Below are 25,872 nucleotides of genomic sequence, written 5' to 3'. Positions count from 1 at the left end.
AGGTGCGGGAGGGGTCAGAAGGCCAGGTTGACCGACAGGGTGAAGCTGTCGAGATCGCGCGGATTGGTGATCGGCGGGCCACGGAAGACGTTGGAGGTACTGCCGTTGAACTTGTCGAAACGGAACCAGCCGGCGGACACGCGCAGATTGGCCATCGAGGTATAGGTGCCGTCCTTGCCGAACGGGGTCCAGTACAGCAGGATCAGATTGCTGGTGGTGTCCGGGATACCCACCGGCGAATAGCGCGCCGCATCGAACGAGCCGCTGTTGATCATGTGCGCGGCCAGCACGCCGTAGGTCTGCTTGAAGGCGTAGTTCATGCTGAGGGTCTGATCGCGCACGCTGCCCCGGTCCAGCGCCGGCAGGGTGGGATCGGTCGACATCAGCGGGCTGCCGTATTTGCGACGCTCGTAAATGTTGACGTAGGCCAGCGACAGCACGTGCTCGCGGGTGCCGAGGAATTGGTAGGTCAGGTCGTAGCCCAAATCGGTGAGGTCGTCGCTGGGACCGGTGCGCAGCGGCTGGCGGCGCGTAGTGAGCGCGGTCAGGCCGACCGAGAAGAACTGGCGCTTCATGTCCTTCATGTAGGCAAGACGCGCATAGCTGGTGTCGCTGAGCTTGCCCGGGTCGCCGTTCACCGGCCAGCCGAGGCGATCCTGCGCGGACGGCGACAGCGCGCTGTAGCTGCCCACTTCGCCGTACCAATTGCGGTCGTACAGGCCGTAGACGCTGGCGCCGATGACGCGGTTGGACAGCGCCGAGGAGCTGAGCATGGTGGAGGCACCGCCATTGGAGGCAGGGGTGAGCGTGGAGGCGTTTGGCAACACATGTACCGGGTCGGAAATGCCCGGGTTGTTGTTGACGCTGACACCGATCATGGTGTCCTTGCCCGCTATCTGGAACGGCTTGCCGACAAAGCGCAGATCGACGTCGTCCAGGCGCGTATCGAAGGTCGCATTGCCGCTGTTGTTGGAGCGGATTTTCGAATAGCCACCGATGTTGTCGGTGAGGCGGCCGCCCAGATACAGATCGGCTTCGCGCAGGCGCGAGGTGCTGTCGCCGCGGCTGGGGTTGTTGCGCGACCAGGTGAGCTGGCCGGACACCGGGATCTTGGTGCCTTCGCCATCGGTATCGGTAAAACCGCCGAGCTTGAAGCGCATGCCGTAGGGCGTGAGCGAGGGGCCATACGAACCGACATGGCAATCGGCGCAGGACGAGCCGGTCTGGCGCGCGAACGAGGGAATCGCCTGCGCCTGCGTGCTGGCCAGTAGCAACAAGGGGCCGGACACGCACAACAAGGACGTCAGGCAGGCAGTACGCGTGGCCGTGCAACGCGGGGCGGGCTGGAAAGCGGGCATGGAAAGTCCTTGTTCGACGGTGCGGGATGCAGTGGTGCGGGAATCGGCGAAGAAACGGATCACAGGTGGCTGGAAATGACGGTTCACGCCTGCTTGCCCGGTAAGACGCGACGCAGCAGACCGTCGCGCAGAACCAGGTGATGCCAAAGCGCGGCGCCGATATGCAGTAGCACCAGCGCCAGCAGCGCCCAGGCCGCATTCAAGTGCCAGGTGCCGAGGGTGTCGCCGAGGTCGCCGTCCGGCGCGACCAGCGCGGGCAAGGGGATGCCGAAGAAATACACCTGCTTGCCGTAGGCGCTGCTCAGCGACCAGCCCAGCAACGGCAGCGCGAGCATCAGGCCGTACATCGCCACATGCGTGGCGCCAGCGGCCAGGCGCATCGGCAGCGATGCGGGCGGACCGGGCGGCAATCTGCGCAAACGCAGGCGTAACCCGATGCGTAACGCAAACAGCACCAGCACCAGCAAGCCAAAGTGGCGGTGGCCTTCCAGCAGCCACTGACGCAGTGCGCGGCCATCCAGTTCGGCGCGCAGCAGGATCAGCGTGGCGGCCATGGTCAGGCACAGCACGGTAAGCCAGTGCAGCACGCGCATCGCTTTGGGCAAGGGCGGTACCTGCGCAGCTGCGGGCGCCTGCTCTGCCGGGGGCACCGTGTCTGTGCCGCTGACGGGAGCGCTGGCGGGCGCCGGGGGGGAGGAACGCATCTGATCTGTCTTCCGGTGGTGGTCGTTGGTTCCGGCTGCGCGCTGCGCGGCCAGGCCTGGCTCCCCACGCCGGCCGAACGGCGGCCAGGTGAACGTGCACCGATGGGTGCGGCGATGTCGGAAAAAGGTTGCGTTGTTGCGGCACCTGGTTCGCACGTGCTGCACATCGAAGCGCTACGACACGATCGGTTGCGCTTGCGCGCACGGCGCTTCGCAGGGTCGCGGGCGCGCGCAACCTTTCGCGCAACCCGGCGCACTCAGGCATGTCGCACTACGTGCAGTCGGCGGTTACGCCTTTCCGATCATGGCTATCGAACGCATCCAGTTGCATACCCACGGTGACGATCGCGGCCTGCTCATCTCATTGGAGCAGCAGCGCAATGTTCCGTTCGAGATCCGCCGCGTGTATTACTTGTTCGGCACGCGCCACGACGTGCATCGTGGCCAGCACGCGCACCGCCAGCTCAATCAATTTGCGGTGGCCTTGCACGGCTCGGTGACGATTCTGCTCGACGAAGGCAATGGCAATGGCTCCAGCGAAGTGGTGCTGGACGACCCATCGCAAGGCCTGCTGCTCGGCCGCATGGTGTGGCGCGACCTGTACCGCTTCAGTGCCGACTGCGTGCTGATGGTGCTGGCCGACCAGCTTTACGACCCTGGCGATTACATCCTGGACTACGACCAGTTCGTGAGCGAAGTGCGCAATGGCACTGCGCTGCAAGCCCGCAGGCTGGAAGCATGAGCGTACCGAGGCAACTGGTGATCGTCGGCGCGGGCGAGTTCGCGCAGATCGCCTGCGAGTACTTTCAGCACGACAGCCACTTCACGGTGGCGGCCTTCAGTGTGGAGCGCGCTTTTCTGCTGCAGCCCACAGTGGCCGGGTTGCCGGTGGTGGCGTACGAAGAACTCGAGCAATGCTATCCGCCGCAACACTACGCGGTGTTCGTGGCGATTCCGGCAACGCAACTCAATCGCCTGCGCACCCGTTTCTTCCAGGATGTGGTGCGGCGCGGCTATCGCTGTGCGACGTATGTGAGCTCACGCGCGTTCGTCTGGCATAACGCGCAGATCGGCGCCAACTGCTTCATCTTCGAGGGCAACGTCGTCCAGCCGTTCACCCGCATCGGCGACAACTGCGTATTGTGGAGCGGCAACCATCTCGGCCACCGCACGGTGGTGCAGGATCATGTGTTCATCGCCTCGCATGCGGTGATTTCCGGCTATTGCGAGATCGGGCAGGGCAGCTTCATCGGGGTCAACGCCACGCTCAGCGACAAGGTGCGGATTGCCTCGGACAACGTCATCGGTGCCGGCGCGCTGGTGACGCGACATACCGAAGCCGAACGTGTGTACGTGGGCTCGCCGGCACGCGCGGTGGCGGGCAGATCCAGCTTCGATGTGGAGCTTTGAGCGGTGTTCGCCTGGAACAAACGCGGACTGGTGTTCGACGTCGCGCGCCACGGGGTGGGCGGCTGGATGCACCATGCCGCGCTGACGCCAACACCGCATCGCCTGTCTGCTCAGGTGCTGCGGGTGTACGCCGGCTTTCGCGATGCGCAGGGCGTGAGCCGGATCGGCTACGTGGATGTGCGCGCCGATGCGCCAACGCAGATCGTCGGCGTCAGCAAGCAACCGGTGCTCGACATTGGCCGTGACGGTTGTTTCGACGACAACGGCATGATCCTGGGCGATGTGGTGGCCGGGCCGGACGGGCTGTACCTGTTCTATGTCGGCTTCCAGCGCGTGGCCAAGGCCAAGTTCCTCGCCTTCACCGGCCTGGCGGTCTCCCACGATGGTGGCGAGCGCTTCCAGCGGCGGCAGGAAACGCCGCTGCTGGATCGCGCCCCCGGGCGCAGCACGATTGCCGCGGTGCATTCGGCACGCTACGAACAGGGCCGCTGGCGGCTCTGGTACGCAGTGGGCGACGACTGGGAAACGATCGGCGGCCAGCCGTATCCGCGTTACCACATCCGCTACACGCAGACCGACGACCTGCATTGCATCCCCACCGACGATGCTGTGTGCCTGCGTCCACATGGCGACGAATACCGCATCGGGCGTCCGCGCGTGTACCGGCTCGGCGAGCGCTATGTGATGTATTTCACCCGTGGCGACCTCCAGGGCGGCTACTTTCCCGGCATCGCCTTCAGTGGCGATGGGGTGCACTGGGAACGCGACGACCGTCAGTTGGGGCTTGCGTTATCCGATGACGGCTGGGATGCGCAAGCGCTGTGCTACCCCGCCTTGATCCAGCACGGCGAGCGTGTGTTGATGTTCTACAACGGCAACGCGATGGGGCAGGCGGGCTTCGGCCTGGCAGAGGCGGCGTTGCCGGTTGCGTTACAGGGCTGCCATGTTTTCGGTTAGGTCCTACGTGCCGGCCGATGCGCCTGCGTGGGATGCCCTGGTGGTGGCGTCGCGCAATGGCAATCTGCTGCATCGGCGTGACTATATGGACTATCACGCCGAGCGCTTCGTGGATGCGTCCCTGCTTGTCCAACGTGGGGACGCGGTGGTGGCGGTGTTCCCGGCGAATGTGCAGGGCAATTGCGTCAGCAGCCACGCCGGGCTCACCTATGCCGGGCTGCTGTCGTCGATGGCACTGCGTGCCGGCGCCGCCTTGCAGGTGTTCGAGCAGATTGCCGCGCACTACCGCGCGCTTGGCGTGCGCGAGATCATCTACAAGCCGGTGCCGCATATCTTTCATGCGTACCCGGCCGAAGAAGAGCTGTACGCACTGCATCGGCTTGGCGCGCAGCTCTGCCGGCGCGATTTGTCGTCGGTGATTGCGCTACGCGAACCGCCTGCATTCAGCACCGAGCGGCGGCGGTCCATTGCCAAGGCGCGCAAGGCCGGGGTACAGATCCGGCGCGGGACCCAGCTCGATGGATTTCATGCGCTGCTGACCCAGGTCCTGCAGCGGCATGGCGTGGCACCGACGCATCGGCTGGATGAGCTTGAACTGCTGCAACGCCGGTTTGCGCAGCAGATCGTATTGCATGAGGCGCGCGCTGATGGGCAATTGGTCGCCGCCGCGTTGGTCTTCGACTTTGGCCGCTGCGTGCATACCCAATACCTGGCGGTCTCCGAGCAGGGCCGCCAGTTGGACGCGTTGAGCCTGCTGCTGGCCGACCTCATCACCGATGTCTATGCGCAGCGCGAGTATTTCAGCTTCGGCATCTCCACCGAACAGGCCGGGCAGGTACTCAACGAAGGCCTGGTGGAACAAAAGGAACGCTTCGGCGCGCGCGCCGTGGTACAGGATGTCTATCGATGGTTGATGTAATGGATGTGCCTTTCCTGGATTTGCGTGCAGTCAATGCACGCTATGCGGATGAGCTCAAAACCGCAGCGGCACGTGTGATCGATGCCGGCTGGTATGTGCTCGGTCAAGAGCTGGCCGCATTCGAAGAAGAATTCGCCAGTTATTGCGGCACCACGCATGCAGTCGGCGTGGGCAATGGGCTGGATGCGTTGGGGTTGATCCTGCGCGGCTACCGTGAGCTGGGGGTGTTGCGCGAAGGCGACGAAATCATCGTGCCGGCCAACACCTTCATCGCGACATTTCTGGCGATCAGCCAGAACCATCTGGTGCTGGTGCCGGTCGAGCCGGACCCGGTCACTTTCAACATCGACCCGGCAAGGGTGGAAAAGGCGATCGGGCCACGCACACGCGCCATCATGGCAGTGCACCTGTATGGGCAATTGGCCGAGATGCAGGCCCTGCAGACCCTGGCCCATCGCTACGGCCTGCTGCTGATCGAGGATGCCGCGCAAGCGCACGGGGCAAGCGCACAGGGACAGCGCGCCGGTGCCTTCGGCGATGCGGCGGCCTTCAGTTTCTTCCCGACCAAGAATCTGGGCGCATTGGGCGATGGCGGCGCAGTCACGACGTCGGATGCACGTCTGGCCGAGCGCATTCGCGCGCTGCGTAACTACGGCTCGGAAGTGAAGTATCACCATCTCTGCCAGGGGGTGAACTCGCGTCTGGATGAAATGCAGGCTGCTTTCCTGCGCGTCAAGCTGGGCTATCTGGAGGACGAGATCGCGCTGCGGCGTGCAGTGGCACGGCGATATCTGCACGGTATCTGCAACCCGCTGATCGTGCTGCCCGCGCCGGTGGCCGAGCAACAGCACGTCTGGCATCTGTTCGTGGTACGCAGCCTGCAGCGCGATGCCTTGCAGGCACATCTGTTGCGGCAGGGCATCCACACGCAGATTCATTACCCGGTGCCGCCGCACCGGCAGCCGGCATACGCCACTTTGGGCGAGGCCTGCCTGCCGCTGAGCGAACAGCTGCATCGGGAAGTACTGAGCCTGCCGATGGGGCCGGCGCTGGACGATGCAGCAGTTGCGCATGTGATCGCGGCCTGTCAATCGTTCGGCAGCAACATATGAATCTCATGCGCAGCAGCGCCTACACCGGCGTTGCGACGCTGGCCAAGCTGCTGGCGGCATTGGTGGTGATCAAGCTGGTCGCCGTCTATGCTGGGCCGCAGGGTGTGGGCCGGCTTGGCCAGTTCCTCAACCTGATGTCGGTGCTGGCGGTATTGGCCGGTGGCGGCATCAGTACCGGCATCGTCAAGTATGTGGCGCAGTACCGCGACGACGCCCCCGCATTGGCGCGCCTGCTGAGTGCGGCGCTGTGGTACGCATTCTGCGCGGCCTGCGTGATCGCACTGCTGGCGATGGCGTTCAGTGGAGCGATTGCCGAGCGCCTGTTGGGCGATGCGAGCTACCGTCAGCTGATCTGCGTGTTGGCGATCGCGCAGCTGGGAATCGCACTGCTCAATTTCATATTGGCGCTGATCAACGGCTTCATGGATGTGCGACGGCTCGTCTTCGTGCAAGTGACAGGCGCCGTGCTGAGCGTTGCCTTGGTGGCGTGGCTCTCCAGCCGGGCGCAATTACATGGAGCGCTGCTGGCGCTGGTCCTGGGGCAGGTGCTGTGGCTGCTGGCTGCGGTCCCGGCGCTGCGGCGTAGCCCCTATTTTCAGCCTGCAATGTGGCGGATGCGCTTTGACGCGCAGATGACCCGTCGGCTGGCGGCATTTTCGCTGATGACGCTTACCTCGACACTGATGCCGCAGCTGGTGACCCTCGTGGTGCGCAATCATCTGGCGCTGCGGTTCGGCTGGGAGCAAGTGGGTTACTGGCAGGCGGTCAGCCGGGTTTCCGATGCCTATCTGCTGTTCTTCACCACCGCCATCAATGTGTACTACCTGCCCAAGTTGGCCTCGCTGCAAGGCGCTGCGGGGCTGGGCGGCGAGCTACGCAGCGCGTATCGCCACGTCATGCCGGCGGTGATCGTGGCGGCGCTGGGCGTCTATGTATGCCGCGATTGGGTGACCTGGCTCCTGTTCGATCCCCAATTTGCCGCTGTGGCGCCCTTGTACGGCCCGCAGCTGCTGGGAGACGTGGTCAAGATCGCGGCGTTCGTGCTGTCGTACGTGATGCTTGCCAAGGCAATGACGCGGTTGTTCGTGATCTCCGAATGCGTGTTCGCAGCGAGCTATCTGGCGCTGGTGTACGTGTTCACCGCGCGGTTCGGGCTGATCGGTGCGATGTATGCCTTTGCCGCCAACTACGTGCTGTATCTGTTGTTCAACATCGTGGTGGTACGGCGCTATCTGGAACGGGCGGCATGAACGATCAGGCGTGTGTATCGGCACGTACACGCTGGCCGCTGGTGTCGGTGCTGATTCCGGCGTTCAACCATGCGCGTTTCGTGCAGCGTTGCCTGGATAGCGTCCTGGAAGACCCATATCCATGCAAGGAGATCATGATCATCGACGATGGCTCCCGTGATGCCACCGGCGAAAAGATCAGCCAGTGGATTAGCGATCATGGGCATCGGCTACCGGTGCACTTCGTGCAACGCGAGAATCGGGGAGTGGCCGCCACGCTCAACGAGCTGGCATTGCGTTCGCGGGGAGAGTATCTGCGGCTTGGCGCAAGCGACGACTATCTGTTGCCCGGCGGGCTGGATGCGCAGGTGTGCTATCTGCGCGGACATCCGCAAAAACTTGCGGTGATCGGCGATGCCTGCGTGGTCGATGCGCATGGCCGATTGCTGCATGGCAGCGCCATGCGCGATCTGCACCGGGTCGACAAGGATCTGTATCGCTCCGAAGCCGGCATCCGGCATGCGGTGATACGGCAGTGGGCAGTCAGTGGCGCCGTGGCACTGCTACGGCGCAGCGCCTTGGACGCGCGCAGCCGGTGGGACGAGTCGCTACGAATCGAAGACTGGGATTTCTTCCTGCGCCTGGTTGCGGGCAATGCGCTGGGTTTCATCGATCTGCCGGTATGCGCCTACCGCTTGCATGGCAACAACCTCAGCAAGACCGCAGACGTGCCGGCGCGCATCGCCAACCTGTGCGAGTCGCGGCAAGTGGCATTGCGCTGCGCACCGTTGTTCGATGAGCCCGATCGCATGCTGCTGCATGCGCAGGCGCGTTACATCGCTGCCAAGGTGGAATTTCTGCGGCGCCGGCCGCACCGGATTGCCGTGCATCTCGCGGTCTACGCAGGGTTGTCGCTGTCTGCCAGATGGCGTCCGAAACGCGTCGCGCGCGCGGCGGAGCTTGCATGAGCACGCTGTTGCGCCGTCCGGCGACCTATCTGGCATTGCCCATGTTGCTCAGCTGCGCGTTGACGTGGCTGACCTATGCGTTACCCGACGGCTACCTGGAAGGCATCGTGCTGCTGGCGCTTGCGGCAGCGGCCACCTTCGCGCTCGATGCGGTGCTACGCACACAGGTGCCGTCGGTCGAACGCTTTCGCCACTACCGTTACCCCGGTACCCGCGATGCATTTCTGGCGATGGGATTGGCCGCGGCGGTGACGATGTTCTGCATCGCCGATGTGGTGCTGTTTCCGATTCCGTTGTTCAGCGATCCCGCGTCGTACGCTACCTTGAGCCCGCTGCGTGCGCATGTGCGGCACATCTCCAATATGTGCTGGATCCTGCCGCCGATCGCCCTGCTGTGCGTGCGCCATCGTGGGTTGCGTGCGGCGATGGTGACGTTGGGATTGGTGTTCCCCATCGTGGTGATCGATCGCAACCGCATCTTCGCTGGCCTGTTCTCGTTCGTTCTGGTGATGCTGTTGCGGCGCGACCCGGCACGTCGGTTGCCGTGGAAGACCGTTGGCCTGCTCGTGCTGGCCGGCGGTGGCGTGTTTTCGATCCTTGGCGCGTTGCGCTCCGGTTCCCTGGCCACCGTGGCGTTGCCGTTCAGCGCGTTCTACCGTGCCATGCCGCAGGGCGTGCAATGGTTGCTGCTCTACATCAGTGCCGGGCCGTATAACTTCGGGGCGATGCTGGCCAAGGGCTACGTCAACGCCAGCTTCCTGGTCAATCAACTGGTGCCGTTCACTGGTTCGATTGCCACCGCGGGGACCAGCATTCCGCTGGATGCGCCCAACATCAATGTAGGCACCGAGTTCTTCCCGTTCTTGATGGCGTGGGGCGCTCCCGGTGCCCTGCTTGCGATGTTGGCCTTGTACGCCGGGCTGGTGTGGAGCGTGCGGCGGCTCGATGGTTCGCTGTCGATCTTTCATGTGCTGATCTTCCTGCGCATCGCCTATGCCTGCCTGATGTCGCCCTTCGCGCCACAGGCGTTCACCTGGACCAACTTCGGCTTCGTCGCGCTGTGCCTGGTGCTGCATGCCTGCACTGTGCTGCTGCCCAACCGGCTGTCCCCACATCCGTCTGCCGCGTGAGCGTGCAGCACGCCCCTTATCGCCCCGTTGTAGAGCCGCGCCCATGAATCAACACGACGAAATCTATCTGATCGACCTGTGGCGCATCCTGCGCCGGGAATGGCGCTGGGCAGTGGCAGCGCTGGTGGTGGTGCTTGGCCTGACCTTCGCTTTTACACGCCTGGCAAAACCGCAATGGGAGGCCACCGCGTGGATCCAGGTTGGCGAAATCGGCCCGACCCCTGCTGGCCGCGACCCCAAGGTCGAACCGTTCCAGCGGGTGATCGATCGCATGAAAACGCGGTTGTTTCAGGATGCGGTGTTGCGTCGGGCGCAGGTGCCGCTCAATAGCCGCGCCGCGCAGCTGTATCGCGGTAGCCTGAAGCCGGACCCCGACCCGTACGCCAATCTGATCGGTGTGACTATCCGCGCGGAATCGGCGCAGCAAGCGCGCACGCTGGCCATGGCCACCGTGAGCCAACTACAGACGCTGCACGGCGACACCCATGCAGCTGCGCTCGATCTTACGCGCGCCCGCCTGCAAGGCTTGAGCGAGGATCTGCGCGCGGCCACCACCAACCGCGAGCAGCTACAGCGGCAGTTGCAGGCCGGGCACGGGGCGTCTTCCGCCACGCCAACGCAGGTACTGGCGGGCGTGTTGCTCACCGACAGCAACACCACCATTCGCGCCTTGAAGAGCGAGCGCGACGACCTCGTTGCCCGCCTCACCGCGCGCTACACCTACCAGACCTCGCTGGCGTGGCCGCTGTACGTGCCTGACCGCCAGGCGTTTCCAAATGCGGTCACCGCCTGGGCGGCCGGCCTGCTGGCCGGGGCGGGACTGGGCGTACTGGTCGCGGTGCTGCGCAATGCGGTGCGTCGTCGCGCGCGGACTCCTGCACACGCTGGTGCATGACGGTTGCCGTGGGCAACGGCGCATGCAGGGGGGATTGAGTTTGCGCAAGCAGCAGGCCCCAGGCGATACGAGAGCGAACGCCGGGCCGTACATCGCATGCGGCGCGTTGAGCGAATGCATGCCTGTTGGGTGTGATCGCCTGAGCCAGCTCGGCCAGCAGTCGCCACGCTGCAACCAAACCGGCAACACCGCGCACTCACGGGTCTATCAAGCGATGCCGCACTGGTGGCGTTGCGACCGGAGAGCGTGGTGAAAACAACAGGACGGGTCTGGAAGGCTGTGCATGTCGTCAATCAGTGAGCATGCGGCGCGGGGCGGCACGGTCGCGCCGGAGCAGCTGCTGGAAACGCAACGTGCGTTCGACAGCGTTGCTCCCGACTACGATGGTCCCCGCGGCAACAACGCGCTGATCCAGCGCATGCGCACCACGCTGTGGGACACGGTGGCGAGCGAGTTGCCGATAGGGTCGCGGCTGGTCGATCTGGGCTGCGGTACCGGCCTGGATGCTGGCGAATTCGCGCGCCGCGGATATTCCGTGCTGGCGACCGACTGGTCGCCGGCAATGGTCGAGCGTACTCGCCACCGCGCGGCCACGCACGGTCTGCAAGAACGCCTCACCACCGCGCATGTCGGCATCCAGCAACTCGATCGGCTGGAAGGCAGCTTCGATGGCATGTACTCCAACTTCGGCCCGCTCAATTGCGCGCCGGATCTGCCGGCCGTCGCCGCGCAATGCGCGCGCTTGCTGCGCCCGGACGGCTGCCTGGTGTTTTCGGTGATCGGGCGGATCTGTCCGTGGGAAATCGGCCATTACGCCTTGCGCGGGCGCTTCAGGCGCGCGGCGGTGCGTGCCGCCAAAGGGGCAATTGCGGTGGGCATGAACGGCCACACCATCTGGACCTGGTACCACCTGCCGCGCGGGTTCTACCGCGCATTCGAAGCGCATTTCGTGCTGGACAGCTACCGCGCCTTGAGCCTGTTCCTGCCGCCGCCGTATCTGGTGGAGTTTTGCGAACGCAATCCACGCCTGTCCGAGCGCCTGGGGCGCTGCGACGACCGGTGGGGCGGACTGCCGCTGCTGCGCGACATGGGCGATCACTTTTTGATCGTGATGCGCAAGCGCTGAGTGGAGCGGTCGATGGCCATGGCCGATGTCTGCCTGCAAGGCGCACGCGCGATCACCCCGGCGGGTCCGTCGCGTGCCGCAGTGACGATCCGCGCGGGGCGCTTCGGCGGCACGCTCGGCACCGGCACCGTGCGCCTGGATCTGCAAGGGCATGTACTGGCGCCGGGCCTGATCAATGCGCACGAACATCTGCAGGTCAACTGCGTGCCACCGCTGCCGCAGGCCACGCCGTTCGCCAACAGCTATGCGTGGATCGAGTCATTTCAGCCGCATTTTCAGCACCCGGACGTGGCCGCCGCACTACGCGTGCCCAAGGCGGTACGGCTGCGCCATGGCGGTTTGAAGAACCTGTTGGCCGGCGTCACCTGCGTGGCCCAGCACGACCCATGGCATGCCACGCTGGACGAGGCGAATTTCCCGGTGAGCCTGCTGCGCGACTTCGGCTGGAGCTACGCATTGGGGTGGGCAGGCTATGGCCCGCCCGTACAAGGCAGCTTTGCCGCAACCCCGGCAGCGCATCCCTGGATGATCCATCTGGCCGAAGGCACCGATGCGGTGGCGCGTGCCGAGCTCGACGAACTCGACCGGCTCGGCTGCCTGGCCGCCAACACGGTGTTGATCCACGGCGTAGGCATGGGTGAGCACGATATCGAGCGGGTGATCGCGCGTGGCGCAGCCGTGGTGTGGTGTCCTTCCAGCAATCAGGCGCTGCTCGGTCGCACGCTCGATCCATGGCGTTTGTGCATGGCCGGCCGACTGGCGCTGGGCAACGATTCGCGCATCAGCGGTGCGCGCGACCTGCTGGAAGAACTGCAGATCGCCAGCCAGAGCGGGCTGGCACCGGACCAACTGCTTGGCATGGTCACCGGTGACTGCGCGCGTATCCTGCGTATGGCAACGCGTGGGCGTATTGCGCCTGGAGCCACTGCAGATGTGTTGATCGTGCGCGACCGCGGTGGCGAGCCTGCCAGCAGCATCGTCGGTTGCAAGCGCAGCGACTTGCGTGCGGTGATTCGCGATGGCAGGCCGCGCATCGCCGATCTGGATTTTGCGTCGTGGTTCGACGCGGCCGGCATCCGGACCGTGCCGGTGTTGCTGGACGGACGGCCCAAATTGCTCGATGCCACGCTGGCCGATCCGGCGGTGCTGGCGCTCGAACACGGTCTTAGAGCGTGTTATGTACGTTGAGGTGAGTGCGAAGCGTCCTGTGGCGCGTCGAGACAAGGCGTGCGCTGCGGCCCAGGCTGGCCGCCCCGGCAAGGCGCGCAACACGGTCTCGGCGCGCCACAGGGCACTTCCCGGAGGGTTGGCCGTCAGCGGCACGGATCGGGCGCCGCGCGGCTTGCCTTGGCGCCAGCCACGCCGGCGCCACGCAGCACCCGCTCCGTACCGCCGGCGCCCAACGCATCTCATCTCAACGTGCATAACACGCTCTAAGCGTTTGGCGCGGGAGCAGCCGGCGCAGGCCACCGCGCAGGTGACCCATGCGCTGGCTGCCAACCGAGCGCTTTCGTGAGCGCAGTGCCGGTGCTCGAGCCCGCTGCTGCGTACGCACTGTGGGCGCAGGCGTATCCACCGCATGCGCACAACCCGGTGATGCTGGCCGAAGAGCGCGCCATGCTCGCATTGATGCCGTCCAGCCTGCAGGGCCAACACGTGCTGGACGCCGGCTGCGGCAGCGGCCGCTACATGCTGCACGCACTGCGCCGTGGCGCCCGGCAAGTGACCGGTGTCGACCTGTCGCCGCAGATGCTGCACCGTGCCGGTGCCGAGCTCGCACAGGACTGGCCGGCCGCACGCATCGTTTTGCAACAAGGCAGCCTGGATCAGTTGCCGTTGGCCGATACGGTGGCCGACCTGAGCGTGTGCGGTCTGGTGCTGGGGCACCTGCAACAGCTGTGGCCGGCGCTGGAAGAACTGCATCGCGTCACCCGCGTCGGCGGCATCGTGCTGTGCAGCGACGTCCACCCGATCGGCCACGCATTGGGCTGGCGGCGCGACTTCAAGGCCGATGGGCAGCACTACGCGGTCCGCCACACCCAGCATCTCTATAGCCACTGGCATTCGGCATGCACCGCACTCGGGTTCGCGATCCAAGCCGTGTCCGAGCCGATGCTGGACCCTGCGGATATCCCGGCCGGGGCGCGTTTCGACCAGATGGCGTTGCAGGTGCCGGTCGCGCTGGTGCTACGGCTGCGACGGATCGCGTGAGCAAGATCTTGCACACCGCAGTGGCTGTCTGTGCGTTGGGCGCTGCCGATCAGTGGCACGCTGCGGTCGCAGCGGCACACGGCAACGACGTTGCGTCGATCGCCATCCAGGGGCTGCCGGCCCTATGAACCTGCACGTCGCACACCTGAATCTGGTTCCCACGCCCGATGGCCTGAACGTGGAGCAGGTATTCGCGCATTGGCCAACGTTGGCAGATATCGCCGAAGCTGTCGCCAGTGCTGGCGTGCAGGTATCGGTGATCCAGGCCTCCGCCTTGAATACCCGACTGCGCCGCCAGGGTGTGGACTATCGCTTCGCCGATCTGCACCAGCGTGGCAGCGCAGTCCGCGCCCGGACGCTTGCCGTCTTGCTGCACGAGATCGATGCCGATGTGCTGCATGTGCATGGTCTGGAATTCGCTGGCGATGCGCGGCGTCTGGCGCGCCTGCTGCCGCAGCTGCCGATCCTGCTGCAGGATCATGCCAACCGGCCGCCACGCTGGTGGGCCAGAAGCCTGTGGCGCGCACGCTACGCTGCGGCAGCCGGCATCGCGTTCACCTCGCTGGAACTGGCGCAGCCGTTCGTGTGCGCGCGCCTGTTTCGCCGCAGCACGCAGCTGTTTGCCATCCCCGAATCCAGCAGCCGCTTTACCCTTGGCGACCGATTGCAGGCGCGCGAGCAGACCCGCGTGCACGGCGACCCCTGTGTGGTGTGGATCGGCCATTTCAGTCCAGCCAAGGACCCGCTCTGTGTACTCGATGCGGTGGCCACCGCTGCGCGTCTGTTGCCCGGTCTGCGGTTATGGTGCGTGTTCGACCAGGCGCCACTGCTGGCGCAGGTGCAGCAGCGCCTGCGCGCCGACCCGCAGCTGGCCAGATGCGTGCACTTGCTCGGCAAGGTCGGGCACGCACACGTGCAGGAGCTGCTGCGTGCGGCGGACGTCTTCGTTTCTGCCAGCCATGCAGAAAGTTGCGGTTATGCCGCACTGGAAGCCTATGCCTGCGGGTGCCTGCCGCTGCTGACGGCCATTCCGTCGTTTCGTGCGCTCAGCGATGACGGCGCAGTGGGCGAGTTATGGCCGATTGGCGATGCATCGGCACTGTCGGAACTGTTGTTGCGCGTCAGCCGGCAACGTCCCTCGCGTGCACAGGTGCGTGCCCATTTCGAGGCGCGCCTGTCGTTTGCCGCAGTGGGCCGGCGCTGGGCGCAGGCGTATACGCAACTACGCACGACCCCGCCGGAGCGCACCGCATGAAGCTGGCATTGGTGGTGCCGGGTGGTGTGGATCGTAGCGGGGAAGTGCGGGTGATTCCGGTATTCCTGACCTTGATCGAGTGGCTGGCACGCAACCATGACGTGCACGTGTTCGTGCTGCATCAAGAGCCGCAACCAGGCATCTGGCGCCTGCGCGGTGCCACGGTGCATAACATCGGCGCGCGTCGCACGCGGCTGCGCGCCATCGCCGCCATCTGCGATGAGCACAGACGCGCACCGTTCGCTGTGATTCAGGCGATTTTTTCCGGCTATTGCAGTTTGATCGCGGTGATCGCCGCCACGCTGTTGCGCCGTCCCAGCATGGTGCATATCGCCGGCGGCGAGCTGGTCGCCTTGCATCGCATCGATTATGGCGGCCGCCGCAAATGGCGCGGGCGTTTGCGCGAGGCGGTGATCCTGCGGCTTGCCGATCAGGTAACGGCTGCCAGCGCGCCCATTATCGATTCGCTGCAGGCGCTGGGCATCGCTGCGCAACGCGTGCCGCTAGGCGTGGATCTGCGCGCCTGGCCGCCTGCAGCGCCGCGCGCCCGCACCGGGCCGACCGCGCGCCTGCTGCATGTGGCAAGCCTTAATCCGGTCAAGGATCAGACCACCTTGTTGCAGGCAATGGGCGCACTCAAGCGCGCCGGCGTTGCCTTCACCCTGGACATGGTGGGCGTCGACACACTGGGCGGTGCCATGCAGCGCCTGGTGCAGCAGCTCGGCTTGCAGCGACAGGTACGTTTTCTCGGCTTCAAGACCCAGCGCGAGTTGCGGCCGATCATGCTGTCGGCCGATCTGCTGGTGCTGTCCTCGCTGCACGAAGCCGGGCCGCTCGTGCTGCTGGAAGCTGCCGTTGCAGGGGTTCCTACGGTGGGAACTGCGGTCGGGCATCTGGTCGAGTGGGCCCCCGTCTGCGCATTGGCGGTGCCGCCGGGCGACTGGGCCGGAATGGCAGAGGCCATCCGCCAGGTCCTCGGCGACGACGAACTGCGCTTGCGTCTTGCCTGGGCGGCGCAGTGCCGCGCCGTCCGCGAAGATGCTGCACTGACCACGCGCCTGTTCGAGCAGTCGTATCGCCAGTTGTGCGATCAGCGACCAATGCGCCGAGTGCGCTGACGCGCGTGGCAACGCAGCGAGTTGTTCGCAGCGCCCTTGCACTCACCGTTTGAAGGCTGCCGGTGGCGCCTGCGGAACCCTCACGTGCTGGCTCGCGCCGGCTGCAGATAGCCGTCCAGTGCCGCACGCACCACGTACAACATGTCCGTGCGCGGCACCGGTCTGGTCAGGCGCGTCACCAGGCGGCGCGCCTGGGTGTGGCGCACCCACGGCTGATCCTGCAGCCATAACTGTGTCTGCAGCATGTCCGCGCGCTCCTTGCGGCTTTCTGCCGAAGGCACCACACGGCTGTGCAGATACCGCCGCGCTTCGCCCAACGAGCGCGACCATTCGATGCCAGGCAGCGCCGACAGCCACAGGTTCGAGCACGATGCGGCGGTGAGCGTTTGCCGGGCTGCACGCATGCGCAGCAGCGCAGGACAGTCAGCCTGCAGGCGCGCCATCACGGCAGGCGGCACCAGTGCGCGGTAATAGCGCTGCAGCAACAGCAGTGGCGGCAACGCCCACCATGGGGGCATGGCGCTGTCTTCCCACAATTGCTCCCAATCGCGCGGGCCCATGCGCGTTGCCAGCAAGGCAAGATCATGCAGATGCATCAGGCGAATGGTGCGGTGGCAGATGCCGCCGGCCGCATGCAGCAGCAAATGACACATCAACGCGCCGATCGATGGATAAGGGTTCAAGCCCGGTTGCGGGCGCTCTGGCCGGATTCGTGCAGTGATCTCCACGCTGCTCACTGGCAGACGTTCCTGGATGCGCGTGTGTAGCTCGATATTGATCGGCGCATCGCGGTGTTCGCCCAGCCCGGCCACTGCCTCGCCCTGCTGCGGCTTGAATACCTGATGCTTCCACTGCTCGAAGGACGCGACATAGCCCAGTTCGCACAACAGCGCCGCCGCTGCAGGTGCGTCGTCGGGTTCCACCAGCAAATCGATATCGGCCATTGGTCGGTCGCCAGGCAGATACACCCCCAGCCGATGCAATGCGGTCCCTTTCAATCCCACCAGCGCGACGCCGGCACTGCGCGCAGCGGCATCGATGCGTGTCAGCAGCAGCGCGATACGCCGATGGCGGTCTTCGACATGGTTGCGCTGTTCGCTCAGGAAGGCATTCCATTCGGCGTTCTTCCACAACGAGCGGCGCTGCAACAATGGCGAAACGCCGTGCGCGGCCGCCGCCGCTGCCGCCAGCTGCCACTGCAGCCGGTCCCACTGCGGCAATGCATCGCCCGGCTGGGCCAGCTCCAGAGCCAGCCGTTCGGTCGCCGTCTGCAGGCGGTGCTTGATGGTGCGAAGGGAAGGCTGCATGCGCGTGGTCCGGTCAGGCAAGGTGTCGAAGGGACGGTGTGGGAACGAGCGAGCGCTAGCCCACCAGGACGGCGCTCAGTTGCCGTGGCTGACGCGCAGCACTGGGGGGCATCGGCTCGCTGCGGTGCTGGGTTTCACTGGCGATCAAGGCAGACCAGCGTGCTTCCAGTTGGTCCGATGCCTGCGCGAACGCATCGGCTGTCATCGCAGCACGCGCCTGTTGCAGATCGACCTGCGTGTGCAGCAGATCGCGGACGGCGCGATAGAACCCGGAGTCGTACGCGCCACGGAACATCATCGCCAGGTCGTCGCTATCCTGCCAATGCGTCTTGCTGCCCAGCTGAGTCTTCACTTCTTCGTAGAACTTGGTGCCGGGCAGTGGATACGACACACTGACACCGATGATGTCCGGATTGGCCTGCGTCACCAGTGCGCGCGTGGCCAGGATGTCCTCGAGTTCCTCGCCCAGATAGCCCAGCTGGATGAAGAAGCCCACGCGAATGCCCTGCGTTCCCAGGCGCTCACGCGCGGCGATGACCTCGCCGACCTGGGTGCCCTTGGTCATCTTGTCGAGAATGCGCTGGCTGCCGCTTTCCGCACCGATCCAGGCCTCCACGCAACCGGCGCGCGCCAGCGCTGCGGCCATGCGTTCGCTGGCAAGGTCGGCGCGGGTCTGGATGCTGAATGGAACCGCGCCGTCGGCATCGCGCAATTGCTGCGCAAAGGTCTCCACCCAATCGATATGAAAGCCGAAGATGTCGTCGGCCATCCAGATATGGTCGGGCCGATACCTGCGTTTGAGGTGAATCATTTCTGCGGCCACCTCTTCGGCGCCACGACGCTTGTAGTGATTGCCCCAGATCGGCTTGGCGCACCAGTTGCAACGGAACGGGCAACCGCGCGAGGCGGCCATGTTCAAGCTGAAATGGCCATGCCGTTGTTGCCAGAAGCGCCGGTAGCGCGGCATGTCGACCAGGTCCCATGCCGGCAGGCCGCTCAGGCGTGCGTCCGGTGGTTGCGCGCCGGGATGTACGCGTATCGCCGCAGGCTGGCTGGTGGCGATTTGCGCAACCCCTGACAGCCAGTGTTCGGTGGTGACGTCCGGCTTCGCTTCGATGCGCTCGAGCAAAGAGATCAACGGGGCGATGCCTTCGCCGATCAACACCGCATGCGCGCCTGCGGCCAGGAATGCATCCGGATTGTCGGAGGCATCCGAGCCGGCCACCAGCACGCGGCAGCCGGCGGCGCGGGCCTGCCCGATCATGCGGCAGGCGGCCTCGCGCATCCGGCTCAGGCACATCTTGGTGAGGAAGTTGAAGTTGTCTTCGTAGAACACCACCAGAGCCGGCTGCGCAGCGCACAGTGCAGCGGTGTAGTCCTCCACATCGTCGGCCAGCATCGCATCGAACAGGCTCACTGCATGCCCACGTTCGCGCAGCAGCGCTGCGACCTGCAGCGTCGCCAACGGTGGATAGGGCTTGCCGCGCTCCCATTGCTTGGGGTCGTAACGCAGGAAATACGAATGACTGACCTGGATCTTTACCATCTGCACAAGGCTCTCGTTCTCTCGCCAGGTGGGCGCAGCAGCGGCGTGCGCAGACACCGGCATTCGGCTCGGCAGTAGGTGTGCATGCAGGCGGCTTTGGTTGCGCCGCGTCGCATGCGGACACGGCTTGGGCGATGCAACCTTTCTGAAAAAAAGCAGCACACATCGGCTGATTCAGCGCATCGGATGAAGGCATGCCGCAGTCGGCTGCATGGGTGGAAGACACGCCGCTGAGCGATGGCTCCGCCGCCATCGCAACAGGGGCCGCAGTGGCGGCAGATCCGTTCGGCGAGCATCGCCCGCGGTGCTGGGGCGTGCGCCGGCAGATTCTCGGTGCGCTGTTCCATTTCCAGAGCGATAGCCAAGCACTGCTGGCGCTTGTCGATGCCGCCTACGCTGGGTTGCCCGCGCATCGGTTGCCGGGCGCTCCGGAATTTCATGTCACGCTGGACCTGCTGCCGCGTGCGCCGGGCCGCACCGATGCAGAGCCGCCACCTGTGCGTACGCACGCCAGCGGCGGCCTGCTGTGCGGCATCATGGATGCCTGCAATTACCTGATGCTGTCGGTGCCGCAGCGCCGCGCGATGCTGGTGGTATCCGAGGACATGCTTGCCCACGCGTATCACGTGCGTTACGAACTGATCGAATTCGCCGTGTTCCTGCTGGCTGCGCGGGGCCTTGGGCTGGTGCCGCTGCATGGCGCGTGTGTGGGTCGACGCGGACGCAGCGTGTTACTGCTTGGCGCTAGCGGTGCGGGCAAATCGACCGTTGCCTTGCACAGCCTGTTGCATGGCCTGGACTTTGTCGCCGAAGACGGTGTCTTTGTGGCGCCCAATAGCCTGCTCACCACCGGCGTGGCCAATTTCCTGCACCTGCGTGCCGAAGCGCTGGGCCTGGTCGACGCGCCCACGCGTGCGTGGATCAGCGCATCGCCGGTGATCCGGCGCCGCAGCGGCGTGGAAAAATTCGAGGTCGATCTCCGCCATCGCCACGCGCATCTCGCACCCAAGCCCATGCAGTTGCGTGCGGTCGTGATGGTGTCCAGGTCGCCGGCCATCGCATCGGCACCGCACCTGGTCGCGGTGCCTGGCGAGCAAATCGCCGCCTGCCTGGCCCAGGATCAACCGTACGCGGCCGGCCAGCCCGGCTGGCAGCGCTTTGTCGAACAGGTGCAGCGCATCGGCATGTTCACCTTGCACCGTGGCAGGCAGCCGCAGGCCTCGGTGGATGCGCTGCTGCAGCTGTTGCAATGAGTGGTTGTATGCAAGCGTCCTGGAACGCCACCGGCCCGCAGACCCTCGTCGCGCGCTGGCGCCTGCATGTTGCGCACGGATGAGCGGCCGGCGATGACAACCGGCCAGCGCATGCGCGCTGCATTGCACCGGTTCGCGAGCACTCTGGTGCCGACAGACATGCCGACGATTGCACTTTACGTCGGGTTATCGCTGGCTGCCGCGTTGGCCGGCAGCGTGGTGGCGGTGTGCCTGCTGCCGCTGGTGCAACCAGGCCACAGCGTGCAACTGGCGGGCTATCGTCTGGCCTTGCCGGGCGGGCTGGCGATGCAGGCGGGCGTGTTCATTGCAGTGAGCCTGCTGTTTGCCGCGCTGCGCTGGCAGAGCGCACGGCTGGCCGCGCAGCTGACCAGCCGCTATGCCATCGGTCTGCGCGGACGCGTGCATGCGGCGTTGATCGATGCGCCATTGCCGGCCTTGTCCGGGGCCAGCTCGGCAGAAATCGCCAACGTGCTCACGTATAACATCGAGATCGCCACGCAAGGCTTCAGCGCCGTGCTGCAGCTGCTGGTCGCGGCCATCACTGCGCTGGTGAGCGTGTGCATCGCGGGGCTGATCGCACCTGGGCTGTTGATCACCACCCCATTGCTGGCGGTGCTGGCATGGTTGGGCCTGCGCTTTTCCAGCAGTCACGCACACGCACGCATCAGCCGCGCGTATGTGGCGGACATGACGCGGCTGTTCTGGCTGAGCGAAGATTTCCCGCGTCGTTTGCGCCACGTACGCTCGTTTCAGCGCGAAGATCTCGAAACCCACCGTTACGAGCGCATTTCGGCGCGACTGGGGCACGGGTATGCGCAGCAGCAAGCACTGGTTGCCGGCAGCCGCCTGCTGCTGGAACTCATCGCGGTGGTCGCCATCGCCGGCATCCTGGTACTGGCCAATCGATGGCAGGGGGGCGATCGTGCTGCCCTGATCGCCGTCAGTCTGTTGCTCGGCCGTCTGTTGCCGTACCTGGTCACCACGCGGCAGAGCATTCAGCAATTGCGTTCGGCGTGGCCGGCGCTGCAGCTGTGGCGCCGCTATGTCGACCTGGGCGCTACGCGTGTGCACGTTCCGGAAGAAATGGCCGAACCATTGCCGGCTGCGCTGCATATCGAACACATCGGGCTGGCGCTGCCGCTACCCCAACTCGCGATCGAATCGATATTGCTGGTGCCAGGTCAGATGACCCTGGTGGTCGGTGCCTCCGGCGTGGGCAAGAGCAGTCTGATGGATGTGCTCTCCGGTCAGGCGCCGCCGGCGCAGTTCGTGGCGCACATGGGCGGACGTCGGCTGACATTCTCGGCATATCGACATCTGGTGCGGCACAGCGCCTACATCGGTCAGGGCGTGCGGCCGTGGCAGCACACAGTGCGCGAATGCCTGCAGTGGGCGTTGCCGGGTGCCTCTGACGCTCGCATGTGGGAGGCGCTTGTAGATGTCGGCATGTGTGCACGGCTGCAGCGCGATGCGCAAGGTCTGGACACGCCGATTCATGCGCAGGGCGGGCGCCTGTCCGGCGGCGAGTTGCAACGCTTGCTGCTGGCGCAGGTATTGCTGCGTCGGCCGACGCTGGCCGTCCTGGATGAAGCAACCAGCGCCCTGGATGCCGATGCCGAACATCGGGTGCTGAGCACCCTGCGCGCGCGCCTACCGCAGAGCGCGCTGGTCGTGGTGTCGCATCGCACTAGCCTGGCCGCGGTGGCAGACCGCACGGTGACACTGGGCAGCGCACCTCTTGAACCGGGGCATGCCGGCACGGCGGAACTGGCGGCGAAGCTCGGCGCGCGATGACGCGTCATCGGCTGGCAACCGGTCGGGGGATCAAACCAGGGGCGGGGGCGGTGCAGCGGCCTGTGGCGATAGAGAGGTGGCGGATCAGATCCGCCGGCTGATCATTGATCCGCTATCGCTGACAGAACCGAGACCGTTGTCGGGCACGCACCGACGTGCGCTAAACCACACGCAGCACGATGGCTTACACGCCTGGCCTTCCGCAGGCGTTTCATCATCCGTACTCACTTGCAATGTCTTCCAGTGCACGATTGCGCGTGCGTGGGCCGAACACCGCAATCACGCTCGCCACGATCGACATGCTGAGCGCGATGAAGGCCAGCACGCCATGGCTGCCAACCTGCGTCAGCAACCAGCCGATCAGCACGCTGCTCACTGCCGTGGAGAGGCGACTGAAGGAATAGCAAAAGCCCACTGCACGTGCACGTAAGCCGGTCGGGAACAGCTCCGCTTGATAGCCGTGATAGGCAAAGCTCATCCACGCGTTGCAGAACGCGACCATCGCCCCGCACAGCACCATGCCGACGGCGTGATGCTGCACCGCGAACAGCCCACCGAACAGAACAGCGCCCAGCGCCGACGCGGTGATCTGCCATTTGTTTTCCCAGCGCTGCGCAAAACGCAGCAACAGCAATGGCGCCAGCGGGTAGGCCAACGAGATCGCAAACGAATACGCCAGGCTCTTGGTCACCCCGGCTCCGGTGCCCTGCGCCGAGATCAGCGCAGGCAACCAGTTACCGAAGCCGAAGAAGCCGATCGCCTGAAACACATGGAAGACCACCAACATGCCGATGCGCCCGCGATACGGCGCACGCCACAGCGGCGCGCTCAGCATCACGCTGGCCTGCGTGGCTGTGGCCGCCTGCGGCGCGGGCAATGGCGCACTCACATCGCGCGTGCAGCGCGCCTCCAGTTCGGTCAGCACGGCATCGGCTTCTGCGTGCCGGCCGTGCGCGGCCAGCCAGCGCGCCGATTCCGGCAAGCGGCTGCGCAGCCACCAGATCGCCAGCGCAAACGCGCCGCTGAGCAACACCACCCAGCGCCAGCCGCTCACCCCCAGCGGCGCAGACGGCACCAACATCCATGCGGTCAGCGCGACCGTCGGTACCGCCAGAAATTGCACGAAAAATGCAAATGCAAACGCCGCACTGCGCATGTGCCGCGGTACCAGTTCGGATAGATACGTATCGATGGTGACCAGTTCGATTCCCAACCCGATGCCGACCACAAAGCGCAGCACGATCACACCGCTGGCAGTGCTCTGCAGACCCATCGCCACGGTCGCAGCGGTGTACCAGATCAAGGCGAAGGTAAACACCGGGCGACGCCCGAACCGGTCGGCAAACGGGCTCAATAGCGCGGCGCCGACAAACAACCCAAGGAAGGTGGCCGCCGCAAATGCGGCTTGATCGGACATGCCGAACGCGCCGTCGGCGCCGTTGGCAAAAATGCCGTCGCCAATCAGCCCGGGGCTGATGTATGCGGTCTGGAACAGGTCGTACAACTCGAAGAACCCGCCCAGCGCCAGCAACCCCACCAACCGCCACAGTGTGGCGCTGGCTGGCAACCGATCGATCCGGGCGGCGATCTGCGCAGAAGACGAGGGCTGTTCGGGGCGCGCTGAAGCACTCGGAGACATGGGAAGACAGGGGCAGACGGGACCGCGTCATTATAGCCAGCGTCCAGATGCCGCAGCGGGCACGCTTCGTCGCGCGGTCGATGCGTTCGTCTGTGATGAGCGGACACTGGGCATTCAAGGTGCGCCCAACTGAGCAAGGACCAGCGCTCTTCACCGCAGCCGCAACCGCACCGCCTCGCCAACAGCAAGCGCAACAATACGGATATCGCGAGTCGGACGGCCCGTACGCCCAATGCGTTGTCCGACTGCTGGAATGCTGTAATCCTTCACGGCACCCAACACGCCGCTGGCAATGCCGCCGGGCCAGCCCCATCTCTGGCACATCACTCTTCCCGGAGTCATCCGATGACCCCCATTTCCGTGCTCGACCTGGCGCCGGTCTGCGAAGGCAGCGACACCACCCACGCCTTCGCCAACATGCTCGATCTGGCCCAGCACGCCGAGCGTTGGGGCTATCAGCGCTACTGGCTGGCCGAACACCACAACATGCCAGGCATCGCCAGCGCTGCCACCGCCGTGCTGATCGGTCACGTCGCCGGCGGCACCAAGACCATTCGCGTGGGTGCCGGCGGCATCATGTTGCCCAACCACGCGCCGCTGCAGGTGGCCGAACAATTCGGCACGCTGGCATCGCTCTATCCGCAGCGTATCGACCTGGGCCTGGGCCGCGCGCCGGGCACCGATCAGCCCACCGCCCGCGCATTGCGCCGCTATTTCGACAGCGCCGATCACTTTCCGCAGGACGTGGCCGAATTGATGCGCTATTTCGCGCCGGCGGTGCCGGGGCAGCTGGTACAGGCTGTGCCCGGCGCCGGGCTGGAGGTGCCGGTGTGGCTGTTGGGATCGAGCCTGTTCAGCGCACGCCTTGCCGCCGCGATGGGCTTGTCGTTCGCGTTCGCCTCGCATTTCGCGCCGGACGCGATGGACGAAGCGGTGGCGATCTATCGCCGCGAATTCCGCCCGTCCGCACAGCTCGCCAAGCCGCACGTGATGCTGGCCCTGAATGTGGTGGCGGCCGAGACGCAAGCGCAGGCACGGCGTCTGTTCACTACCCAGCAGCAAAGCTTCGTCAATCTGCGTCGCGGCAAGCCGGGCAAGATCCCGCCGCCCATCGACGATATCGACAGCTTCTGGCAACCGCATGAGCGTGTCGGGGTGGAGCGTGCACTGGCCTGCACGGTGCTCGGCGATGCCGAGCAGATTGCGCGCGGCGTGGCCGAATTCATCGAGCGCCACACGCCCGACGAGCTGTTGTTCACCGCCAACATCTACGACCACGCCGCGCGTCTGCGCTCCTTCGAAATCGCCGCTGCCGCGTGCCGCGAGCTGGACGTGACCTTGGTGTGATTCACGTCGCTTTGCGCAGCGATCCGCTGTGATGCGTGCACATCCATCAGGAAAACCAGCATGCAATTTCAAGAACGCAGCGAGAGCATCAAGCAGTTGGCCGAATTGATTCGCGGGGTGGACATCGCGATGTTCACCACCGTCTCGGCCGACGGCAAATTGGTGAGCCGCCCGCTGGGGACGCAGGAAGTCGAGTTCGATGGCGACCTGTGGTTCGCCACCGCCGCCGACAGCCCGAAAGTAGCAGAAATCGCCGCCGATCCGCGCGTCAACGTGGCTTATGCGTCGGCGTCGAAGAACACCTATGTCTCGGTGGCCGGCACTGCACGCGTGGTCCACGACCGGGCCAAGATCGACGAGCTGTGGTCGCCGGCGATGAAGGTGTTTTTCCCGGCCGGCAAGGACGATGCGAACCTGCGTTTGATCCACGTGCGTGCCGAATCGGCCGAATACTGGGACGGCCCCAGCGGGTTGCTCGGCAAGGCGCTGTATTTCGTGATGACGGCGGTCACCGACGATACCGGCAGCCTGTCGGACAACCGCGTGGTCGATCTGAAGTAACCGCGTCGCAAG

General features: G+C 65.3%; 23 protein-coding genes. 18 read left to right on the top strand and 5 right to left on the bottom strand.

What is annotated here, in order from left to right; translation table 11 throughout:
* Positions 1-14: 14 nt before the first annotated feature.
* Both F7R02_RS08565 and F7R02_RS08560 read right to left on the bottom strand, forming a co-directional pair.
* The gene (locus F7R02_RS08565; protein ID WP_078518053.1) at positions 15-1,358 is read right to left on the bottom strand and encodes a cytochrome C; all 1,344 of its coding nucleotides are present in this window, start codon (positions 1,356-1,358) and stop codon (positions 15-17) included.
* 83 nt (positions 1,359-1,441) lie between these two features.
* The gene (locus F7R02_RS08560) at positions 1,442-2,062 is read right to left on the bottom strand and encodes a cytochrome b (RefSeq protein ID WP_170914443.1); all 621 of its coding nucleotides are present in this window, start codon (positions 2,060-2,062) and stop codon (positions 1,442-1,444) included.
* Positions 2,063-2,366: 304 nt separating this feature from the next.
* Here F7R02_RS08560 and F7R02_RS08555 point away from each other — a divergent pair, with 304 nt between their 5' ends.
* The 14 genes from F7R02_RS08555 (at position 2,367) to F7R02_RS08485 (ending at position 16,392) form a co-directional block, all read left to right on the top strand.
* Positions 2,367-2,804: a sugar 3,4-ketoisomerase gene (locus F7R02_RS08555; protein ID WP_003481767.1), complete on the top strand. Its 438-nt coding sequence runs from the start codon at positions 2,367-2,369 to the stop codon at positions 2,802-2,804.
* Positions 2,801-3,472: an acetyltransferase gene (locus F7R02_RS08550; protein ID WP_016851408.1), complete on the top strand. Its 672-nt coding sequence runs from the start codon at positions 2,801-2,803 to the stop codon at positions 3,470-3,472. The genes F7R02_RS08555 and F7R02_RS08550 overlap by 4 nt, the downstream gene beginning before the upstream one ends.
* A 3-nt stretch (positions 3,473-3,475) precedes the next feature.
* A complete protein-coding gene (locus tag F7R02_RS08545; RefSeq protein ID WP_078589173.1) occupies positions 3,476-4,429 on the top strand; it encodes a glycoside hydrolase family protein in 954 nt (317 codons plus the stop codon).
* 7 nt (positions 4,430-4,436) lie between these two features.
* Positions 4,437-5,348 (top strand): GNAT family N-acetyltransferase, encoded by a 912-nt coding sequence (locus F7R02_RS08540; RefSeq protein WP_078584363.1) that lies wholly within the window; start codon positions 4,437-4,439, stop codon positions 5,346-5,348.
* On the top strand, positions 5,336-6,460 hold the full coding sequence (locus tag F7R02_RS08535; protein WP_078518055.1) for a DegT/DnrJ/EryC1/StrS family aminotransferase: 1,125 nt from the start codon (positions 5,336-5,338) through the stop codon (positions 6,458-6,460). Before F7R02_RS08540 ends, F7R02_RS08535 begins: the two co-directional genes overlap by 13 nt.
* Positions 6,457-7,710 carry an O-antigen translocase gene (locus F7R02_RS08530; RefSeq protein ID WP_078589172.1) on the top strand — a complete coding sequence of 418 codons (1,254 nt, stop codon included), beginning with the start codon at positions 6,457-6,459 and terminating at the stop codon, positions 7,708-7,710. Before F7R02_RS08535 ends, F7R02_RS08530 begins: the two co-directional genes overlap by 4 nt.
* Positions 7,707-8,657 carry a glycosyltransferase gene (locus F7R02_RS08525; RefSeq protein WP_078589171.1) on the top strand — a complete coding sequence of 317 codons (951 nt, stop codon included), beginning with the start codon at positions 7,707-7,709 and terminating at the stop codon, positions 8,655-8,657. The genes F7R02_RS08530 and F7R02_RS08525 overlap by 4 nt, the downstream gene beginning before the upstream one ends.
* Entirely contained in the window at positions 8,654-9,787 is a 1,134-nt protein-coding gene (locus tag F7R02_RS08520) for a hypothetical protein (protein WP_033485342.1), read from the top strand. The genes F7R02_RS08525 and F7R02_RS08520 overlap by 4 nt, the downstream gene beginning before the upstream one ends.
* Before the next feature lie 43 nt (positions 9,788-9,830).
* Positions 9,831-10,682, top strand: coding sequence for a Wzz/FepE/Etk N-terminal domain-containing protein (locus F7R02_RS08515; RefSeq protein ID WP_016851414.1), 852 nt, complete (start codon positions 9,831-9,833; stop codon positions 10,680-10,682).
* 283 nt (positions 10,683-10,965) lie between these two features.
* Complete coding sequence (locus F7R02_RS08510) at positions 10,966-11,808, top strand: class I SAM-dependent methyltransferase (protein ID WP_078589170.1); 843 nt, start codon at positions 10,966-10,968, stop codon at positions 11,806-11,808.
* 12 nt (positions 11,809-11,820) lie between these two features.
* Positions 11,821-12,996 carry an amidohydrolase family protein gene (locus F7R02_RS08505; protein WP_139369101.1) on the top strand — a complete coding sequence of 392 codons (1,176 nt, stop codon included), beginning with the start codon at positions 11,821-11,823 and terminating at the stop codon, positions 12,994-12,996.
* Between the two features lie 324 nt (positions 12,997-13,320).
* Positions 13,321-14,019: a class I SAM-dependent methyltransferase gene (locus tag F7R02_RS08495; protein WP_005924265.1), complete on the top strand. Its 699-nt coding sequence runs from the start codon at positions 13,321-13,323 to the stop codon at positions 14,017-14,019.
* Between the two features lie 124 nt (positions 14,020-14,143).
* Complete coding sequence (locus F7R02_RS08490; RefSeq protein ID WP_078589168.1) at positions 14,144-15,274, top strand: glycosyltransferase family 4 protein; 1,131 nt, start codon at positions 14,144-14,146, stop codon at positions 15,272-15,274.
* Positions 15,271-16,392 (top strand): glycosyltransferase family 4 protein, encoded by a 1,122-nt coding sequence (locus F7R02_RS08485; RefSeq protein ID WP_003481789.1) that lies wholly within the window; start codon positions 15,271-15,273, stop codon positions 16,390-16,392. Before F7R02_RS08490 ends, F7R02_RS08485 begins: the two co-directional genes overlap by 4 nt.
* An 80-nt stretch (positions 16,393-16,472) precedes the next feature.
* Here the strand turns inward: F7R02_RS08485 and F7R02_RS08480 are convergent, their stop codons facing one another.
* Positions 16,473-17,699, bottom strand: coding sequence for a nucleotidyltransferase family protein (locus tag F7R02_RS08480; protein ID WP_003481790.1), 1,227 nt, complete (start codon positions 17,697-17,699; stop codon positions 16,473-16,475).
* A gap of 55 nt (positions 17,700-17,754) precedes the next feature.
* Positions 17,755-19,308, bottom strand: coding sequence for a B12-binding domain-containing radical SAM protein (locus F7R02_RS08475; protein ID WP_139369034.1), 1,554 nt, complete (start codon positions 19,306-19,308; stop codon positions 17,755-17,757).
* Between the two features lie 131 nt (positions 19,309-19,439).
* Between F7R02_RS08475 and F7R02_RS08470 the strand changes: the two genes are divergently transcribed.
* Together F7R02_RS08470 and F7R02_RS08465 are read left to right on the top strand one after the other, a co-directional pair.
* On the top strand, positions 19,440-20,498 hold the full coding sequence (locus F7R02_RS08470; RefSeq protein ID WP_078589167.1) for a phosphoenolpyruvate carboxykinase (ATP): 1,059 nt from the start codon (positions 19,440-19,442) through the stop codon (positions 20,496-20,498).
* Positions 20,499-20,591: 93 nt separating this feature from the next.
* A complete protein-coding gene (locus F7R02_RS08465; protein WP_078589165.1) occupies positions 20,592-22,313 on the top strand; it encodes an ATP-binding cassette domain-containing protein in 1,722 nt (573 codons plus the stop codon).
* A gap of 214 nt (positions 22,314-22,527) precedes the next feature.
* On the opposite strand, the gene F7R02_RS08460 is transcribed toward F7R02_RS08465, so the two are convergent.
* Positions 22,528-23,952, bottom strand: coding sequence for an MFS transporter (locus F7R02_RS08460; RefSeq protein ID WP_078589164.1), 1,425 nt, complete (start codon positions 23,950-23,952; stop codon positions 22,528-22,530).
* 345 nt (positions 23,953-24,297) lie between these two features.
* Between F7R02_RS08460 and F7R02_RS08455 the strand changes: the two genes are divergently transcribed.
* Both F7R02_RS08455 and F7R02_RS08450 read left to right on the top strand, forming a co-directional pair.
* Positions 24,298-25,299: an LLM class flavin-dependent oxidoreductase gene (locus F7R02_RS08455; protein WP_005924289.1), complete on the top strand. Its 1,002-nt coding sequence runs from the start codon at positions 24,298-24,300 to the stop codon at positions 25,297-25,299.
* Positions 25,300-25,359: 60 nt separating this feature from the next.
* Positions 25,360-25,860 (top strand): pyridoxamine 5'-phosphate oxidase family protein, encoded by a 501-nt coding sequence (locus F7R02_RS08450; RefSeq protein ID WP_003481803.1) that lies wholly within the window; start codon positions 25,360-25,362, stop codon positions 25,858-25,860.
* Positions 25,861-25,872: the final 12 nt, after the last annotated feature.

The organism is Xanthomonas cissicola (assembly GCF_008801575.1).
GTDB classification, from domain to species: Bacteria; Pseudomonadota; Gammaproteobacteria; order Xanthomonadales; family Xanthomonadaceae; genus Xanthomonas; species Xanthomonas cissicola.
Note: the sequence above shows the minus strand (reverse complement) of the source record. Positions and strands in the feature narration are given on the sequence as shown.

Bases quoted from the DNA above. Each gene is read 5' to 3' on its own strand.
- F7R02_RS08565 (WP_078518053.1), bottom strand. From the start codon at position 1,358: ATGCCCGCTTTCCAGCCCGCCCCGCGTTGCACGGCCACGCGTACTGCC.
- F7R02_RS08560 (WP_170914443.1), bottom strand. From the start codon at position 2,062: ATGCGTTCCTCCCCCCCGGCGCCCGCCAGCGCTCCCGTCAGCGGCACA.
- F7R02_RS08555 (WP_003481767.1), top strand. From the start codon at position 2,367: ATGGCTATCGAACGCATCCAGTTGCATACCCACGGTGACGATCGCGGC.
- F7R02_RS08550 (WP_016851408.1), top strand. From the start codon at position 2,801: ATGAGCGTACCGAGGCAACTGGTGATCGTCGGCGCGGGCGAGTTCGCG.
- F7R02_RS08535 (WP_078518055.1), top strand. From the start codon at position 5,336: ATGGTTGATGTAATGGATGTGCCTTTCCTGGATTTGCGTGCAGTCAAT.
- F7R02_RS08530 (WP_078589172.1), top strand. From the start codon at position 6,457: ATGAATCTCATGCGCAGCAGCGCCTACACCGGCGTTGCGACGCTGGCC.
- F7R02_RS08525 (WP_078589171.1), top strand. From the start codon at position 7,707: ATGAACGATCAGGCGTGTGTATCGGCACGTACACGCTGGCCGCTGGTG.
- F7R02_RS08520 (WP_033485342.1), top strand. From the start codon at position 8,654: ATGAGCACGCTGTTGCGCCGTCCGGCGACCTATCTGGCATTGCCCATG.
- F7R02_RS08515 (WP_016851414.1), top strand. From the start codon at position 9,831: ATGAATCAACACGACGAAATCTATCTGATCGACCTGTGGCGCATCCTG.
- F7R02_RS08510 (WP_078589170.1), top strand. From the start codon at position 10,966: ATGTCGTCAATCAGTGAGCATGCGGCGCGGGGCGGCACGGTCGCGCCG.
- F7R02_RS08505 (WP_139369101.1), top strand. From the start codon at position 11,821: ATGGCCATGGCCGATGTCTGCCTGCAAGGCGCACGCGCGATCACCCCG.
- F7R02_RS08490 (WP_078589168.1), top strand. From the start codon at position 14,144: ATGAACCTGCACGTCGCACACCTGAATCTGGTTCCCACGCCCGATGGC.
- F7R02_RS08485 (WP_003481789.1), top strand. From the start codon at position 15,271: ATGAAGCTGGCATTGGTGGTGCCGGGTGGTGTGGATCGTAGCGGGGAA.
- F7R02_RS08480 (WP_003481790.1), bottom strand. From the start codon at position 17,699: ATGCAGCCTTCCCTTCGCACCATCAAGCACCGCCTGCAGACGGCGACC.
- F7R02_RS08475 (WP_139369034.1), bottom strand. From the start codon at position 19,308: ATGCCGGTGTCTGCGCACGCCGCTGCTGCGCCCACCTGGCGAGAGAAC.
- F7R02_RS08470 (WP_078589167.1), top strand. From the start codon at position 19,440: ATGCCGCAGTCGGCTGCATGGGTGGAAGACACGCCGCTGAGCGATGGC.
- F7R02_RS08465 (WP_078589165.1), top strand. From the start codon at position 20,592: ATGACAACCGGCCAGCGCATGCGCGCTGCATTGCACCGGTTCGCGAGC.
- F7R02_RS08460 (WP_078589164.1), bottom strand. From the start codon at position 23,952: ATGTCTCCGAGTGCTTCAGCGCGCCCCGAACAGCCCTCGTCTTCTGCG.
- F7R02_RS08455 (WP_005924289.1), top strand. From the start codon at position 24,298: ATGACCCCCATTTCCGTGCTCGACCTGGCGCCGGTCTGCGAAGGCAGC.
- F7R02_RS08450 (WP_003481803.1), top strand. From the start codon at position 25,360: ATGCAATTTCAAGAACGCAGCGAGAGCATCAAGCAGTTGGCCGAATTG.